Genomic DNA, 14,330 nt, shown 5'->3' with positions numbered 1-14,330 from the left:
TGCCGTATTTTTTTATTTCCTAAACTCTGATGTAAAAGTAGCACCAGGTTTTTCTGTTTTCAAATCAAATTTGCCTGGTTTTTATTACTCCAAAATGGGTACTTTTGCACCTAAACCTTTATCTATCAAGGTTTTCCGGAAAAATTATTAATGATGCCCAACCGATCTACAGATACCTTATTTCAATTGATAAAATCCCTTCATAAGTCGGAAAAGCGGCATTTTAAACTATACATCAAGAGAAGTTCTGCCAAGGAAGACCTGAAAATTGTAGAACTCTTCGATGCGCTGGACAAGCTACCGGAATATGATGAAAAGATCCTGCTGAAGAAACTGCCTTCCATCCAGAAGCCCCAGCTGAACAATATCAAAACCCACCTGTACAAGCAGGTGCTTGCCAGCCTGCGCGACCTGAAAAGCACGGATACACTGGAGCTCCAGTTATCGGAGCAACTCGATAACGCCCGTATCCTCTACAATAAGGGATTGAAGCACCAGGCCATGAAGATCCTGGAAAGGGCGAGGGAACAAGCCAAGGCCAATGGCAAGTTCAATTACCTGGCACAGGTGATCTCCCTGGAGAAGAAGATCGAAACCCTCCATATTACCCGCAGCCTGGGTGAGAAGACCGACAAGCTTACGCAGGAAGCCCTGGAGATCGCTACGCATATCGATAGGGTGACCAAGCTATCCAATCTGGCCCTTCGCCTTTACAGCTGGTATGTCAAAAATGGCCATGCCCGTAATGAAAAAGATGAGGAAGGGATCCGGAGGTATTTTAAGGAACAATTGCCAGCAGATGCCTATGAGCTGACCGACTTCTATGAACGGCTTTACCTCTATCAAAGCTATACCTGGTATGCCTTTATCCGCCAGGACTTCCTAATGTATTATCGCTACACCCAGAAATGGGTGGACCTTTTCTCGGAAAATGAGGTAATGAAGAAGGTGGAGATCGGTCACTATATCAAGGGACTGCATAACCTGCTGAATGCGCATTTCGACCTTCGAAACTTCCAGCAATTCGAGATCGTGCTGAAGGAATTCGAGGAATTTTCACAAACACCGATCGCACAACAACACGACAATTTCCGTATCCATACAGATATATATATCAACAGTGCCAGGCTGAACTGGCACCTCATGACAGGTACCTTCAAGGAAGGCCTGAAACTGGTCCCGCAGATTGCGGATAACCTGAAAGACTATGCGCTTTTTGTTGATCCCCACCGCATCGTTGTATTCAATTACAAGTTTGCAACACTGTATTTTGGAAGCGGCGACTTCAACACCAGTATCGACTACCTGCAGAAGATCATTTATGATACCTCGGCAGACCTGCGCATTGACCTGCAGAGCTATGCCCGCCTGATGCACATGCTGGCGCATTACGAATTGGGCAATGATGAGATCATTGAGTCATTGATCAAATCCGTTTACCGGTTCATGGCCAAAATGAAGAACCTGACCGTAGTAGAGGAGGAAATGTTCCGCTTTATCAGGCATTCCTTTGATGTCAGTCCACGTAAAATGAAACCCGAACTGGAAAAATTCCTCAACAAGATCAAGCACCTGGAGAAGAGCCGCTTTGAAACCCGGGCTTTCGCCTACCTCGATATCATATCCTGGGTGGAAAGCAAAGTGTATGAAAAGCCCATGAGTACCATCATCCACGATAAATACCTCGCGAGCAGGAAACGCAGGTATTAATAATTGTGTAAGCTGGAAGGATTCAAAAGTTAACCAGTTTAACTCAGGGCAGGCCCATGACAATCCAAGGGAAAAAGAGTCAATCAACCTTGAATTTCTTGCTCCAGATCCTGATGAAATACCTGATCAGGAAGAAGAGGCTGACCACAAACCAGCCATAGAAGATGTAATTCCCAAGTTTGGGAAAATGCTCGAAGAAGAACCAACCGAACATCAGCCCGAAGGTCGAATTCACCAGTAGCCAAAGGCAGCCCAAGCTAACGGTAATCAACACACGCTTTAGAAGGTCGCGGGCATCCTGTTCCATTCCACTCATACTTGTTCCGGTTTGGATATAAAATTACAACGCACAGCCTGAATTGTTGATCAATCGATCAGCAGATCTTCAAAATCCGAGGAATCACCGTTAAACACATTGAAATCCACCTTTCCCCTTATCCCGTTTACATTACCGGTTTCACTGTATTGCCAGAAAGCCCAGTTACGGGTGATCCTTGGGCGGTCTTTCTGGAGGTAATGCGCCACCCATAGCGGATATTGGTCAAAATCCCCTTTCAGGTATTTATTGTAAAAGTCAACATTCGTGTAAATGATCGGCCTGATTCCATAATGCGTTTCCACAGTTTCGAGGAAAGCCTTTACCTCAGCACGGAGCTTCTCAGCACTTACCCCGTAGGTCTGCTCCACATCCAATACGGGCGGCAGGTCGCCAGGCATCAGTTCTACGGTGCGAATGAAATTCTCGGCCTGGAGGGCCCCGTTCTTGGGAGCCAGGAAGAAATGGTAGGCCCCGCGGGTGATACCGGCATCCCGGCTCTTCTCCCAATTCCTGGCAAAATGGGCATCAACCCTTCCCAATCCTTCAGTAGCCTTGATAAACGCGAAGCCGATCTTCACATCCTCCACTTCCATTTCCTTCACTGCCCCCCAATTGATCCGCTGTTGGTACTTGGATACATCTATGCCATGGATGGAGAAGTTGGAAGGGATCTCGATACCAAATGCATCATACCGCACAAAATCAGGTTCGGACAATTTGTACCACCAATATCCCATCCCGAAGACCAGGAGGATGATCAATACGGCTATCAGGGACTTTGCACCGGGCAGTTTTTGTTTCTTCTTCTTGGCCATGCGGAAGCAAATTTAGAACTACGGCAATCAGGAAGAAGGAAATTTTTAAGACCGGACTATTCTAGCTTCCTGATCCCAAGCCTGGCGTTCTTTCCATATGGTTCTTAACCCATCTGTTCCTGGTAGGCTGAAATAGTAACCGGTCAATAAACCAGGGTTTCATTATTTTCGCCGGGTGCCAATGAACTGGAACGATAACATAAACCTTTTCCGGAAGATGACCTTTCGCCGTGCCTGGAATGCCGGCAAAGTGTTATTGAGTTATTATGTCAGCAAATGGTCGGGAAAGCCCATCCAGTGGGGATTGCCCATATCCATTTCCTTCGAGCCTACCACTTCCTGCAACCTGCGTTGCCCGGAATGCCCAAGCGGACTGAGGGCCTTTACCCGTCCCACCGGCATGTTACAGAAAGACTTCTTCAGGGAAACCATTGACCAGATCCATCGCGATCTCTTTTACCTGGTATTCTATTTCCAGGGAGAACCTTACCTGAATCCCGATTTCCTGGAGATGGTCAGTTATGCGAACAAACGACGGATCTATACAGCCACTTCTACCAATGCGCACTATTTAACGGACACGAATGCCCGGAAGACTGTGGAAAGCGGCCTGGACAGGCTAATCATATCCATTGACGGAACAACCCAGGAAGTGTACCAGCAATACAGGGTTGGCGGTAAACTGGAGAAAGTTCTGGAGGGCGCAAGGAATATCGTAAAATGGAAGAAGGAACTCAATAGCAAAACCCCATTCGTGGTATTCCAGTTCCTGGTGGTAAAACCCAATGAACACCAGATCGAAGAAGTGAAGGAACTGGCCAAAACAATTGGCGTGGATGATGTATGGCTGAAGACTGCCCAGGTCTATGATTATGAAAAAGACCCGAACCAACTGATCCCATCTATCGACAGGTACAGCCGTTACCGGAAGAACGCCGATGGCGCCTTCGAATTCAAGAACGCCCTGCATAACCATTGCTGGCGACTTTGGCAGGCTACCGTTATCAGTTGGGACGGCCTGGTGGTGCCCTGCTGCTTCGACAAAGATGCCCAACACCGTATGGGCGACCTGAAAAACCTGAGTTTCAGGGAAATATGGCAAAGTAAAACTTACCGGGACTTCCGTGGCAAGATCCTTCAAGGACGCGCCAATATTGATATTTGCGCCAATTGCTCGGAAGGGACCAAAGTGTGGGGATGACATATTGATTGGTGTCGCCACACAGATTTCCCTAATTTTAAACCAGAATGACCTTCTATGAGCATAGATAAAGATATCCACCAGCGGAAGTTCCGGAATGATTACCAGAGGTTGATGATCAATATGATCTATACCTATAACTGGCTGATGGAAAATACCAGGAACTTCATGGATCAATATGATCTTACCCCCCAACAGTTCAATATCCTGCGCATCCTGAGGGGAGCTGGGGAACCACTCTCTACCCTGCAGATCCGCCAGCGGATGCTCGATAAAATGAGTGATACCAGCAGGATCGTGGACAGGCTGGTGAAAAAGGAACTGGTCAGGAAGGTCACCTGTCCAACCGACAGGCGCTTAGTAGATTGTACCATAACTGAAAAAGGCCAGGAACTGCTTGCCCGCATGGATGCACACGAAGACGAATTCGATGCTATCCTCAACCAGCTCAGTCCCGAAGAGGCCAAGCAATTAAGCGGCCTCCTTGACAAGATGAGGCAGTCAGTAGATTAGGTCACTATCCTCACCCCAATGAAATCAGCAGTATGAAAAAGATATTGATCGCCCTCGCGATCCTTAACGGCCTTGCTCCTGCTAAAGGCCAGGAGCAGCAGCCAGAATTCAGGGCAGCATGGATTGCCACCGTTGACAATATAGACTGGCCAACCAAAGGCAATTTTGACAGCGAGAAACAAAAGGATGAATATATCCGCATGCTGGATATGCACGAGAAGAACGGCATGAACGCCGTGATTGTGCAGGTAAGGCCGGCAACCGATGCTTTTTACCCTTCCCAATACGAACCCTGGAGTGAATGGCTAACGGGCAAGCAAGGCAGGCCGCCTGTACCTTATTATGACCCTTTGCAGTTCATGATCAATGAAGCCAGGAAAAGGGGAATGGAGTTTCATGCCTGGCTCAACCCTTACAGGGCAGTATTCAATGTTAACCGTTCCAGCATCAGCCCCACCCATATTACCAGGCTCCATCCCGAATGGTTCCTAACCTACGGGGACAAACGCTATTTCGATCCTGGCAACAAGGCTGCCCAACAATATGTGGTCAATGTAGTTCGTGACCTGGTACAACGTTATGATTTGGATGCCATCCACTTCGATGATTATTTCTACCCCTACAGGATAGCAGGGAAAGAATTTCCTGACGACAAGACCTTCCAGCAATTTGGCAATGGCATGAACCGGGACGACTGGAGGAGAAGCAATGTCGACTCCATCATTGTGAAACTTTCAAGGGCCATCAAGGAAGAGAAACCCTATGTAAAGTTCGGCATCTCGCCATTTGGGGTTTGGCGCAACAAGGACAAGGATCCTGAAGGCAGTGAAACCAAAGCCGGCCAGACAAATTACGATGACCTCTATGCAGATATACTGCTATGGTTGAAGCAGGGCTGGATCGATTATGTAGCGCCACAACTATACTGGGAGTTTGGCCACAAGGCAGCGCCCTTCGAGGTTTTGCTCGACTGGTGGAGCAAACACAGCTATGGCAAACATTGCTATATAGGCTTGGGTATCTACAAGGCAGGAACCAGTGCCCCATGGAAAGACAAGAGCCTCTTACCCAAAATGATCCAGGCCATACGCAACACGCCTAATGTTCAGGGGGCGATCTATTTCAGCAGCAAATCATTTGTCAGCAATCCCAATGGCTGGAGCGATAGCCTTCAAAACAATTACTATAAATCGCGTGTACCCCTTCCGGTTATGGAGTGGCTGCCGGGCAAACCAACTGTAGAAACCAACTGATAATTCTTTTCTATCAACCATCAATAAAATCAATCAACCCCTGGAATGCTTTTCCATAAAGGATTCCAGGGGTTGATTTTTAGTTGTCCCATCCTGAATTCCCAGATTTAACATGTCGTGATTTTGATGACAATTGATCACGCCAGAACTTTGCGCCCCCAAAAGCAATCAAAAAGGAAAATCAGTATGAAGAATTTAGTGTTGTCAGTGGGATCGCAATTCCCCGAGTTCAAGAAAAAGTCAGTTGTGTCCATTGAGAAAGGAAAAGAGTTCTATGAGTTGAGCTACGAAGAGATCAGGAATGCAGGTAAGTGGATGGTGATGTTCTGGTGGCCAAAGGATTTCACCTTTGTTTGCCCGACCGAGATCGCAGAATTCAACAAGCATTACCAGGATTTCGCCGACCGAGATACCGTCCTGGTTGGTGCCTCTACCGATAGTGAGTTTGTCCACCTGGCCTGGAGGAACAACCACGAAGACCTGAAAGGCCTCCAGTTCCCCATGCTGGCCGACACCTCCAAAACCCTGGCAGAAGAGCTGGGTATCCTCGAAACTGAAGAGAAGATCGCCTACCGCGCCACTTTCATCGTGGACCCACAGGGTATCGTACGTTGGGTTAGCCTCTACGACTTGAGTGTTGGCCGCAATGTGAAGGAAGTATTGCGTGTACTGGATGCCTTGCAAACAGATGAACTCTGTCCATGTAACTGGCAGAAAGGTGAAGCTACCCTCACTGCCTAATCATTTCAATTGAATTCAATTCCCTTCGGCGTCCGGTCCAATGATCGGACGCTTTTATAAAATACCGGAAGATTATGATGTTTGGAGCTGCTGCCACAACAGTTAATAACGCTGTGGCGATATTGAATGACCTGGGACTGACCGAAGAACAGCTCAGTCCAAGCCTCAAGGCTTTGGCCAATGCTGATACCAGGTACCTGCGTGACCTGAAGATCAACATCAGCAATGCGCTTGGCGCCGCAACCCTGCAAAAGAAGGAAGCATACCTGATCGCATTGGCCGTAATGGTAAATGAAAAGAACAGCCTGCTACAGGAAGCCTTTACCAAAATGGCCATAGGTGAAGGGGCAAATGAAAAAGAGATCGCTGAAGTGATCAGTTGTGCCAGCCTGATGGCAACCAATAATGTGTATTACAGGTTCCGCCATTTTATGCACGAAGACTTTTACAATAATGCCCAGGCAGGTATCCGCATGAGCATTATGATGAACCCGCTGATCGGCAAGGAGTTCTTTGAACTGATCAGCCTGGTGGTTAGCTCCATCAACGGCTGTGAAATGTGCGTAACCAGCCACGAGAAGAACCTGGTGCAGCACGGCACAGAAAAACAACGCATCCACGATGCTGTCCGGCTGGGTGCCGTCCTCCGCAGCCTTACCGTTCTCTTATGATACCAAAGCCCGGACTTCTTGCCGGGCTTTTCCATTCAAGGTCGGACTCGAATCCGACCCGACTCCGACCCGTCTCCGACCCTCCGAAAACGACTATATATGTACCGATCTGTTTATCAATGCCGTATGGAACTTTTTTGAAATAGGGCCATTTTTAAGGGGTCTGCTATACCTGTCAGACTCCCTATCTTTGCGGGAATTGATTAACTATAAACCGAAAATATGCCTGGTTTTGAACTCTGGGGCGCTGAAGAGCGCAAAGAAGTAAACGATGTGCTTGAAACCGGAATCCTGATGCGTTACGGCTTCGATGGTCCGCGCAAGGGTATCTGGAAAGCTAAAGAACTGGAAGAAGCAATTACCCAAACATTTGGTTGTAAATATGCCCAGCTTACCTCAAGTGGCACGGCAGCACTAACCACCGCCATGGCCGCTCTCAATATTGGAGCAGGTGATGAAGTGATCATGCCCAGCTTCACATTTGTTGCCAGTTTCGAGGCTGTGTTAAGCGTAGGTGCTGTCCCTGTACTGGTTGATGTAGACGACAGCCTGACCCTTGACCCTGAAGCTGTACGCAAGGCCATTACCCCAAAGACCAAATGCATCATGCCCGTACACATGTGCGGAAGCATGGCAGACCTTGATGCACTGGCAAGCATTTGTAAGGAGCACAACCTGATCCTCCTCGAAGATGCCTGCCAGAGTATTGGCGGATCCTACAAAGGCAAGTCGCTGGGAACAATAGGCCATGCAGGCACTTTCTCCTTCGACTTCGTGAAGACCATTACCTGCGGTGAAGGAGGGGTAGTCATGACCAATAATGAAGAAGTGCTTATCAAGAGTGACGGATATACCGACCACGGCCACGACCATAAAGGCGTTGACCGTGGGGCCGACCTTCATCCGTTCATTGGCTATAATTTCCGCATTAGTGAATTGCATGCTGCAGTCGGATTAGCCCAGATCAAGAAATTGGACCGCATCCTGGCCATCCAGCGAGCTAATAACAAACTGCTTCGCTCTTACCTGGAGCAGATCCCGGAGATCAGTTTCAGGACCATCCCCGATCCTGCAGGTGATAACGCGTCCTTCCTGAGCTGGTTCCTGCCTACAGAAGAACTGACCAGGGCTGCCGTAGCGGAAATGAAGGCCCAGGGTATCCTGCCAGGCAATTTCTACTGGTACGATAACAACTGGCACTATATCCGTAAATGGGACCACCTGAAGCAGGCCACCTCACTCTACAACCTGAATGATGCCCAAAAAACGGCACTATTGAAACTGCAAACCCAGGACTTCAGTGCCAGTGACGCCATCATGGGCAGGTGCATCTCTACTGCCATCAGCTTAAGCTGGACAGAAGAGCAGATCCGCGAAAAAGGCGAAAAAATGGCGGCTGCCATCAGGAAAGTCCTGCAAGAGCAGACCTCAAATGCCTGATCACCAGCAACAAAATGATAAAAAACGGTCCTCCTGTCGGGGACCGTTTTTCATATCAGATAATCCTATTTACGCTTACCCTCCAGGTAGTCGGTGTGTTCAAGTGACCCCATCCTGATTCGCAGGGGTATTCCGGTCGCCTTTTCAAACTTCCATTCCCCAATACAAAACAGCCCCCACTGCCTGGTCACCCAATCTGCTGATATACTGGCATTTGGGAATGCTAATCCCCTTGGGGAAGGAAGGCTTGCTGGTTTTTTTACAAGATTTTCAGAATTTTTTTGCGTCACGGAATACACTTTCACCGAATCCTCCAAACGGTAGCGCAGGGGCAATGAAACACTTGCCTGTTGCGCATTTGAAGAGATTGCACAAAAGACCGGAAAGGCGACAACAATTATTTTAAGAATTCGTTGCATCCCTGTTTCATGATTAATTTAGTAAATTACGGCCTGATTTTTGTGGATAGGCGGCCTTCCTCCGGAAACCAGTCGCCACAAACCCCTAACGAATGGCACTGAGTCAAAGTTTACAACAAAAACTATTACAAAAGCTTTCCCCTCAACAAATCCAGTTGATGAAGCTGCTCCAGGTGCCAACAGCCAACCTGGAAGAGCGGATAAAGGAAGAACTGGAAGAGAACCCGGCACTGGAACTGAGCGAAGAGAACCATGATGAAAACTTTGAGGAACCGAGGGACGAATTCGAGAATGCTGATGACGATTATGAGACCGAAGGCAGCGAAGATGAGTATGAAAATATTGACATCAGCGAATATGTACAGGAAGGTGATGACGAAATAGCCGATTATAAGCTCAGGGATGATAATTATCCCGAATTGGAGGACAAGCAGGTAATGCCTTTTAAGATAGAAAACTCCCTCCATGACTCACTAGTTGACCAGCTGGGCATGCTTGACCTGGACGACCGCACCCAAAAGATCGCAGAACAAATTGTTGGAAGCATTGATGATGATGGATACCTGAGGCGGGAAACCACCTCCATCATGGACGACCTTGCCTTTCGCCAGAATATTATCGCCACTGAAGAGGAAATTGAAGGCCTCATACGCAAGATCCAGCATTTCGACCCTCCCGGTATTTGCGCCCGAGACCTGCAGGAGTGCCTGCTACTCCAGTTAGAAAGAAAGCTAAAGGAAGGAACAGAAGTAAAGCTGGCCATCGAAGTACTCAGCCGCTATTTCGATGAGTTCACCAAGAAGCACTACGACAAGATACAGCGTGGACTGAATATCGATGATGACCAACTCAAGAGTGTCATCAACCAGATCATTAAGCTGAACCCCAAGCCTGGGGGCAATGTCGGCGAAGTAAACAAGGCCGAAAGCTATGTGGTGCCGGACTTCTTCATCTATAACAATGGCGGCAAACTTGAACTGACCCTGAATAGCAAGAACGCACCCGACCTGCGCATTAGTGAAGGTTACCGCGATATGCTGAAAGAATATGATAAGGGCAGCAAGAAGGATAAGCGACAGAAGGAGGCGGTGCTTTTCATCAAGCAGAAAATTGATGCGGCCAAGTGGTTCATCGATGCCATCAAACAAAGGCAACAGACCCTGATGATGACCATGCAAACCATCATGGATTACCAAAAGGAGTTCTTCCTGACTGGCGACGAAACTACCTTGCGGCCAATGATCCTGAAGGATATCGCCGAAAGGACCGGACTGGATATTTCCACTGTCAGTCGTGTGGCCAATAGCAAGTTTGTACAGACAGAATTCGGCACCTACCGACTGAAATTCTTCTTCAGCGAAAGCCTGAGCACGGAAAGCGGGGAAGAAGTATCTACCAGGGAGGTTAAAAAGATCCTGAGTGACATGGTGGAAGGGGAAAATAAACGCAAGCCCCTTAGTGATGAACGGCTGACTGAACTTTTACAGGAAAAAGGTTATAACATTGCACGCAGAACAGTGGCCAAATACCGGGAACAACTGAATATACCGGTAGCCCGTTTGAGAAAGGAATTGTAAAATGGTTATAACTGAAGAACAGGAACTGTCAAAAGCCCCCCTGCCCCTGAGGCTGCTGGCTCACTTTTTTTCCTACCTGTTTCACCCCATATTCATCCCGGGATACATTACAGCCTACCTGCTGTACCTGCATCCTTTTGCCTTTGCCGGTGAAGACGACCGGTATAAATTGTTCAAGCTGGCATCAGTGGTTTTCAGCACCACCTTTTTCCCGGCTTTCACCGTGCTGCTCCTGAAACAATTGGGATTTGCTTCCAGTATGCAATTAAGGACCCAAAAAGAAAGGATCATCCCCATTGTGGCATCCATGATCTTCTATTTCTGGGCATTCTATGTTAGCAAGAACCAACCGGACAATCCGCCTGAGCTGGTTCAAATGCTTTGCGCTGTTTTTGTATCCAGTATCATCGCCCTCACTGCCAATAATTTCATGAAGATCAGCCTGCATGCCATTGCCATGGGAATACTGGTAGGTTTCTTTATCATGATGGCCTGGAGCAGCGTTGTGCCAATGGGTGTATTTGTCGCGATCTCCTTATTGATCGCGGGCATTACCGGCACATCAAGGATGCTGGTTAGCGATCATACCAACAGGGAAATGGGATGGGGCTTCCTGACAGGCCTCATCTCCATGCTGATAGGCATGCTCGTGTCCGGATAGGCAAGATTGTCAAGCCATTCCCTGATGGTTAAGCATAAAAAAAGCCCAATCTTCGATTGAGCTTTAGGGTTGTCCAAACCATCTGTAGTTAAAATCCAAGCGACTGTTCTACGTTTTCATTAGGGATAGTATGCTTTACAGCCAGTTCATCACTGGTTGACACAATAAATTTTGAACCATTCTAGCTATTCAGGATCCTCGATTGGGTGAGATACTTCCTGGATGGATGATAAATGAAAAGACAGGTCCCGCGCTTGATTGTATTGATCACCTTCTCCGATTGGGCTTTGGGAACTGCCGGGCAACCAAAGCTGCGTCCATTGAACTTGTTGTACCGGATAAATCCAGCCCCAACATAATCAGAACCATGCACTACAATGTTCCTGGCGTTAGCCAGGTCATTGAATCCCTTATCTACCCCATCGATCTTCAAAGCGAGACCGTGTTCGCCATAATAGGTATTCCTGGTGATATAGAATCCCAAACTGCTCTGGTGGGATTCAGGACGATTGGAGAATTTCTTCGCATACTCGCCCCCTGAATTGCGGCCATGGGCCACATAGGTATTCAGCAACACTTTCTTTTCCTCCACATCAATGATATACATGCGCTTCCTGCGGGAAGATTGACTGAAATCACAGATAGATAACACATCCTCCCTATTGAGCAATCCTTTTTCCCTCAACCGTGTATATCCTTTAAAAGCATATTGAAAAGCCTGTTCAGAGAGTCCGAACTTCTTAAGGTTCAATTCCTGGTAAAGGGATCGGGATACTTCCACCAGCAGCTCATCCTTAAGCTTAATTGCTTCTTTATGCGCAGGCTTTAGGGCCTCCATGACGGTGGATGAAAGGGGGGCTCTTTTGCCAGAACCCGTCATCCCAACCGGGGATGCCAACGAAGCAAGCAGGAACAGACCTGCAGATAAGGATCTTGCAACGTATTGCATGCGAAAAGGGGTTTTCTACGGTTTTTCAAAGGTTTGGATAGGAAAAACGCATAGAAATAAAAAATAGTATGCCAATAACCCCTGAATCAGAAAAGAACACTTTGACGCAATAGATCAGCCAGGGGAACCGTTACCTTCGCTTCCCTCCTGTTGTGGCCCTTGTTGTATTGGGGCGACCGGGGTAACAGGAGACTCATCCTCGCCACCGAATTCCAACCTGTATATCCTGACCAACAGTATGAAAATGCTGATGAGCAAAGGGCCAAATACAAGTCCGAAAAACCCTAATAATTTTAGTCCCAATACTACCCCAAACGCTGTGATCAAGGGGTGCACATCCCCGATCTTCTTTTGCAACCAGAACCTGAAAACATTATCAACAGTCCCGATAATACCGAAGCCGAAACCCAGCATGGCGACTCCCTTCCAGGTAACACCTTCAACAAAAAACACGATCGCCAATGGAACATAGGCAAGGGCTGCGCCTACTAGAGGTATCATGGCGGTAATACAGGTGATGGTAAACCAGAGGAATGGATCCTTAACGCCCAATATCAGGTAGCCAATCAATCCAACGACGCCTTGTAATACAGCTATCAAGGGAATTCCAACTGCATTGGATATAACCATGGTGCCTATTTCGTTCCTGACCTGGTCAATATGATCATCCCCAACGGGAAGTAAATCAAAGAAGGCCTTCTCCATCTTGTGCCCTTCCACCAACATGAAATAAAGAATGAAATACATTACCACAATGGTTGTTAAGGTATTAAGGGTGGCATTAAGCACTACCGGTACCTCTTTCGCCACGATACTGCTGATCTGGCCAAGGTTCTTTTCATTTAAGATATCCAGGCCGAAGCGGGCTTCTGTCTTTTCAATAAATACCTGTACCGATTGTAATGCCGCATTGATCTGGTCACCCGAAATACTCAGCCTGGAGACCAATAACTTGATGGCCGCCACGATAGGGAGCACAATAACGATGAAAGAAATCAACATCAGTAGCAATGCAGCACTGGAACGCTTATACCCTTTCCTTACAAGGGGCCTCATCCACTTATCAAGGATCACATATAAGGTGAGCGCGCCAAGGAAGCCAGGCAGGAAGCCATTCAATTCATAGAACAACAATGCTCCAAGCAGAATGATGATCACAAGGAAAAAGATCTGTCTTACCTTATTGGGGTTCAGCTGCTCCATACTTTGTATTTACCCTAAAATACTTAATTCGCGCTAATAGACGCCTTTACCGGAGCCCGAAATATCATGGCCTGACTAGTCCAGTAGCAAAAAATAGTGAAGCTTGCCTTCAGCCCATGCAATCCTCCATTGCCTTAAGGTATTCATTGATATAGTCTTGCTTCCTTGACCTTCTGTATTGCATAATGAACCTGGGATGTGGCAATGGAATGATTTTACTGAACAATTGATTCTCATTATTCAGCTGTTGAAGGAACCGAAAGTTCTTTTCTCCACCAATGCAGATCACCGTTTCCCTTTTTACGCCGAATGCGAACTCTTTTTCCAGGCATTGTAGCGCAAAAAGGTAAACGGCCTCCATTAAGCGCTGGTCATCGTAATAATTCAGGTTCTTGCCATCACGAGTATACCCCAATTGACTCATCGCAGCTATAAAAAAATCCCGGTAAAAATCGACCGGTCCGCCATAGGCATCGATGACCGCATAGATAAATTCTGCAGAAAGCTCTGACTGGTCCGGGAAAGGATGGTCGATACCGCAATCATTCCTGAGCTGCCTGGGTGCTGTAAAGTTGATGCCTGTGATGCCGGCACCATGCCTTCCCGGATTGATGCCTATCATCAAATGCCTGCTGGTCTTGTCATTGTAATACTTCATAAAGAAGGCGCGAATGACCTTCCGGACTGCAGGATCATTGAAAGGGAACAATACACCTATATCCCCCGGGATCGCAGGAGGAGGCTGGAGGGAATGAAAAAATCGTATGGCCTTGTTGGCAAAGGTGGACATGTCTCTTCGTTCAAAACCAATGAATGGAAACCGCAAGCACCTGAACTCCCTGACAAATAAAAAATCCC

The 14,330-nt window shown here is 47.4% G+C and carries 14 protein-coding genes; 9 read left to right on the top strand and 5 right to left on the bottom strand.

Features of this window, described 5'->3' with window-relative positions; all coding sequences use genetic code 11:
- The first annotated feature begins 150 nt into the window (after positions 1-150).
- A complete protein-coding gene (locus KJS94_RS15485) occupies positions 151-1,710 on the top strand; it encodes a hypothetical protein (protein WP_239804190.1) in 1,560 nt (519 codons plus the stop codon).
- Between the two features lie 79 nt (positions 1,711-1,789).
- On the opposite strand, the gene KJS94_RS15480 is transcribed toward KJS94_RS15485, so the two are convergent.
- Complete coding sequence (locus KJS94_RS15480) at positions 1,790-2,026, bottom strand: hypothetical protein (protein ID WP_214448530.1); 237 nt, start codon at positions 2,024-2,026, stop codon at positions 1,790-1,792.
- Positions 2,027-2,076: 50 nt separating this feature from the next.
- Positions 2,077-2,844, bottom strand: a complete 768-nt coding sequence (locus tag KJS94_RS15475) for a glycoside hydrolase family 25 protein (protein ID WP_214448531.1) — start codon at positions 2,842-2,844, stop codon at positions 2,077-2,079.
- Between the two features lie 217 nt (positions 2,845-3,061).
- On the opposite strand from KJS94_RS15475, the gene KJS94_RS15470 reads away from it, so the two are divergent.
- The 8 genes from KJS94_RS15470 to KJS94_RS15435 all read left to right on the top strand — a co-directional run bounded on the left by KJS94_RS15470 (position 3,062) and on the right by KJS94_RS15435 (position 11,320).
- Entirely contained in the window at positions 3,062-4,045 is a 984-nt protein-coding gene (locus KJS94_RS15470) for a radical SAM/SPASM domain-containing protein (protein WP_239804189.1), read from the top strand.
- 57 nt (positions 4,046-4,102) lie between these two features.
- On the top strand, positions 4,103-4,558 hold the full coding sequence (locus KJS94_RS15465; RefSeq protein WP_214448533.1) for a MarR family winged helix-turn-helix transcriptional regulator: 456 nt from the start codon (positions 4,103-4,105) through the stop codon (positions 4,556-4,558).
- A 32-nt stretch (positions 4,559-4,590) separates the two neighbouring features.
- Entirely contained in the window at positions 4,591-5,811 is a 1,221-nt protein-coding gene (locus tag KJS94_RS15460) for a glycoside hydrolase family 10-like protein (RefSeq protein ID WP_214448534.1), read from the top strand.
- A 186-nt stretch (positions 5,812-5,997) separates the two neighbouring features.
- Positions 5,998-6,552, top strand: coding sequence for a peroxiredoxin (locus KJS94_RS15455; RefSeq protein ID WP_214448535.1), 555 nt, complete (start codon positions 5,998-6,000; stop codon positions 6,550-6,552).
- 74 nt (positions 6,553-6,626) lie between these two features.
- Positions 6,627-7,223 (top strand): carboxymuconolactone decarboxylase family protein, encoded by a 597-nt coding sequence (locus KJS94_RS15450; protein WP_239804188.1) that lies wholly within the window; start codon positions 6,627-6,629, stop codon positions 7,221-7,223.
- A 222-nt stretch (positions 7,224-7,445) separates the two neighbouring features.
- Positions 7,446-8,663: a DegT/DnrJ/EryC1/StrS family aminotransferase gene (locus KJS94_RS15445; protein WP_214448536.1), complete on the top strand. Its 1,218-nt coding sequence runs from the start codon at positions 7,446-7,448 to the stop codon at positions 8,661-8,663.
- Positions 8,664-9,174: 511 nt separating this feature from the next.
- Complete coding sequence (gene rpoN / locus KJS94_RS15440; RefSeq protein WP_214448537.1) at positions 9,175-10,659, top strand: RNA polymerase factor sigma-54; 1,485 nt, start codon at positions 9,175-9,177, stop codon at positions 10,657-10,659.
- Between the two features lies 1 nt (position 10,660).
- The gene (locus KJS94_RS15435) at positions 10,661-11,320 is read left to right on the top strand and encodes a hypothetical protein (RefSeq protein WP_214448538.1); all 660 of its coding nucleotides are present in this window, start codon (positions 10,661-10,663) and stop codon (positions 11,318-11,320) included.
- A gap of 181 nt (positions 11,321-11,501) precedes the next feature.
- Here the strand turns inward: KJS94_RS15435 and KJS94_RS15430 are convergent, their stop codons facing one another.
- From KJS94_RS15430 to KJS94_RS15420, 3 genes are all read right to left on the bottom strand, one after another.
- Positions 11,502-12,269 (bottom strand): murein L,D-transpeptidase catalytic domain family protein, encoded by a 768-nt coding sequence (locus tag KJS94_RS15430; protein WP_239804187.1) that lies wholly within the window; start codon positions 12,267-12,269, stop codon positions 11,502-11,504.
- 114 nt (positions 12,270-12,383) lie between these two features.
- On the bottom strand, positions 12,384-13,472 hold the full coding sequence (locus tag KJS94_RS15425) for an AI-2E family transporter (RefSeq protein ID WP_214448539.1): 1,089 nt from the start codon (positions 13,470-13,472) through the stop codon (positions 12,384-12,386).
- A 109-nt stretch (positions 13,473-13,581) separates the two neighbouring features.
- Positions 13,582-14,262 (bottom strand): uracil-DNA glycosylase family protein, encoded by a 681-nt coding sequence (locus KJS94_RS15420; RefSeq protein ID WP_214448540.1) that lies wholly within the window; start codon positions 14,260-14,262, stop codon positions 13,582-13,584.
- Positions 14,263-14,330 lie beyond the last annotated feature (68 nt).

The sequence above is a fragment of the Flavihumibacter rivuli genome (genome assembly GCF_018595685.2).
In the GTDB taxonomy this organism is placed as follows: domain Bacteria; phylum Bacteroidota; class Bacteroidia; order Chitinophagales; family Chitinophagaceae; genus Flavihumibacter; species Flavihumibacter rivuli.
This window is presented reverse-complemented; position numbering and strand designations above follow the sequence as displayed.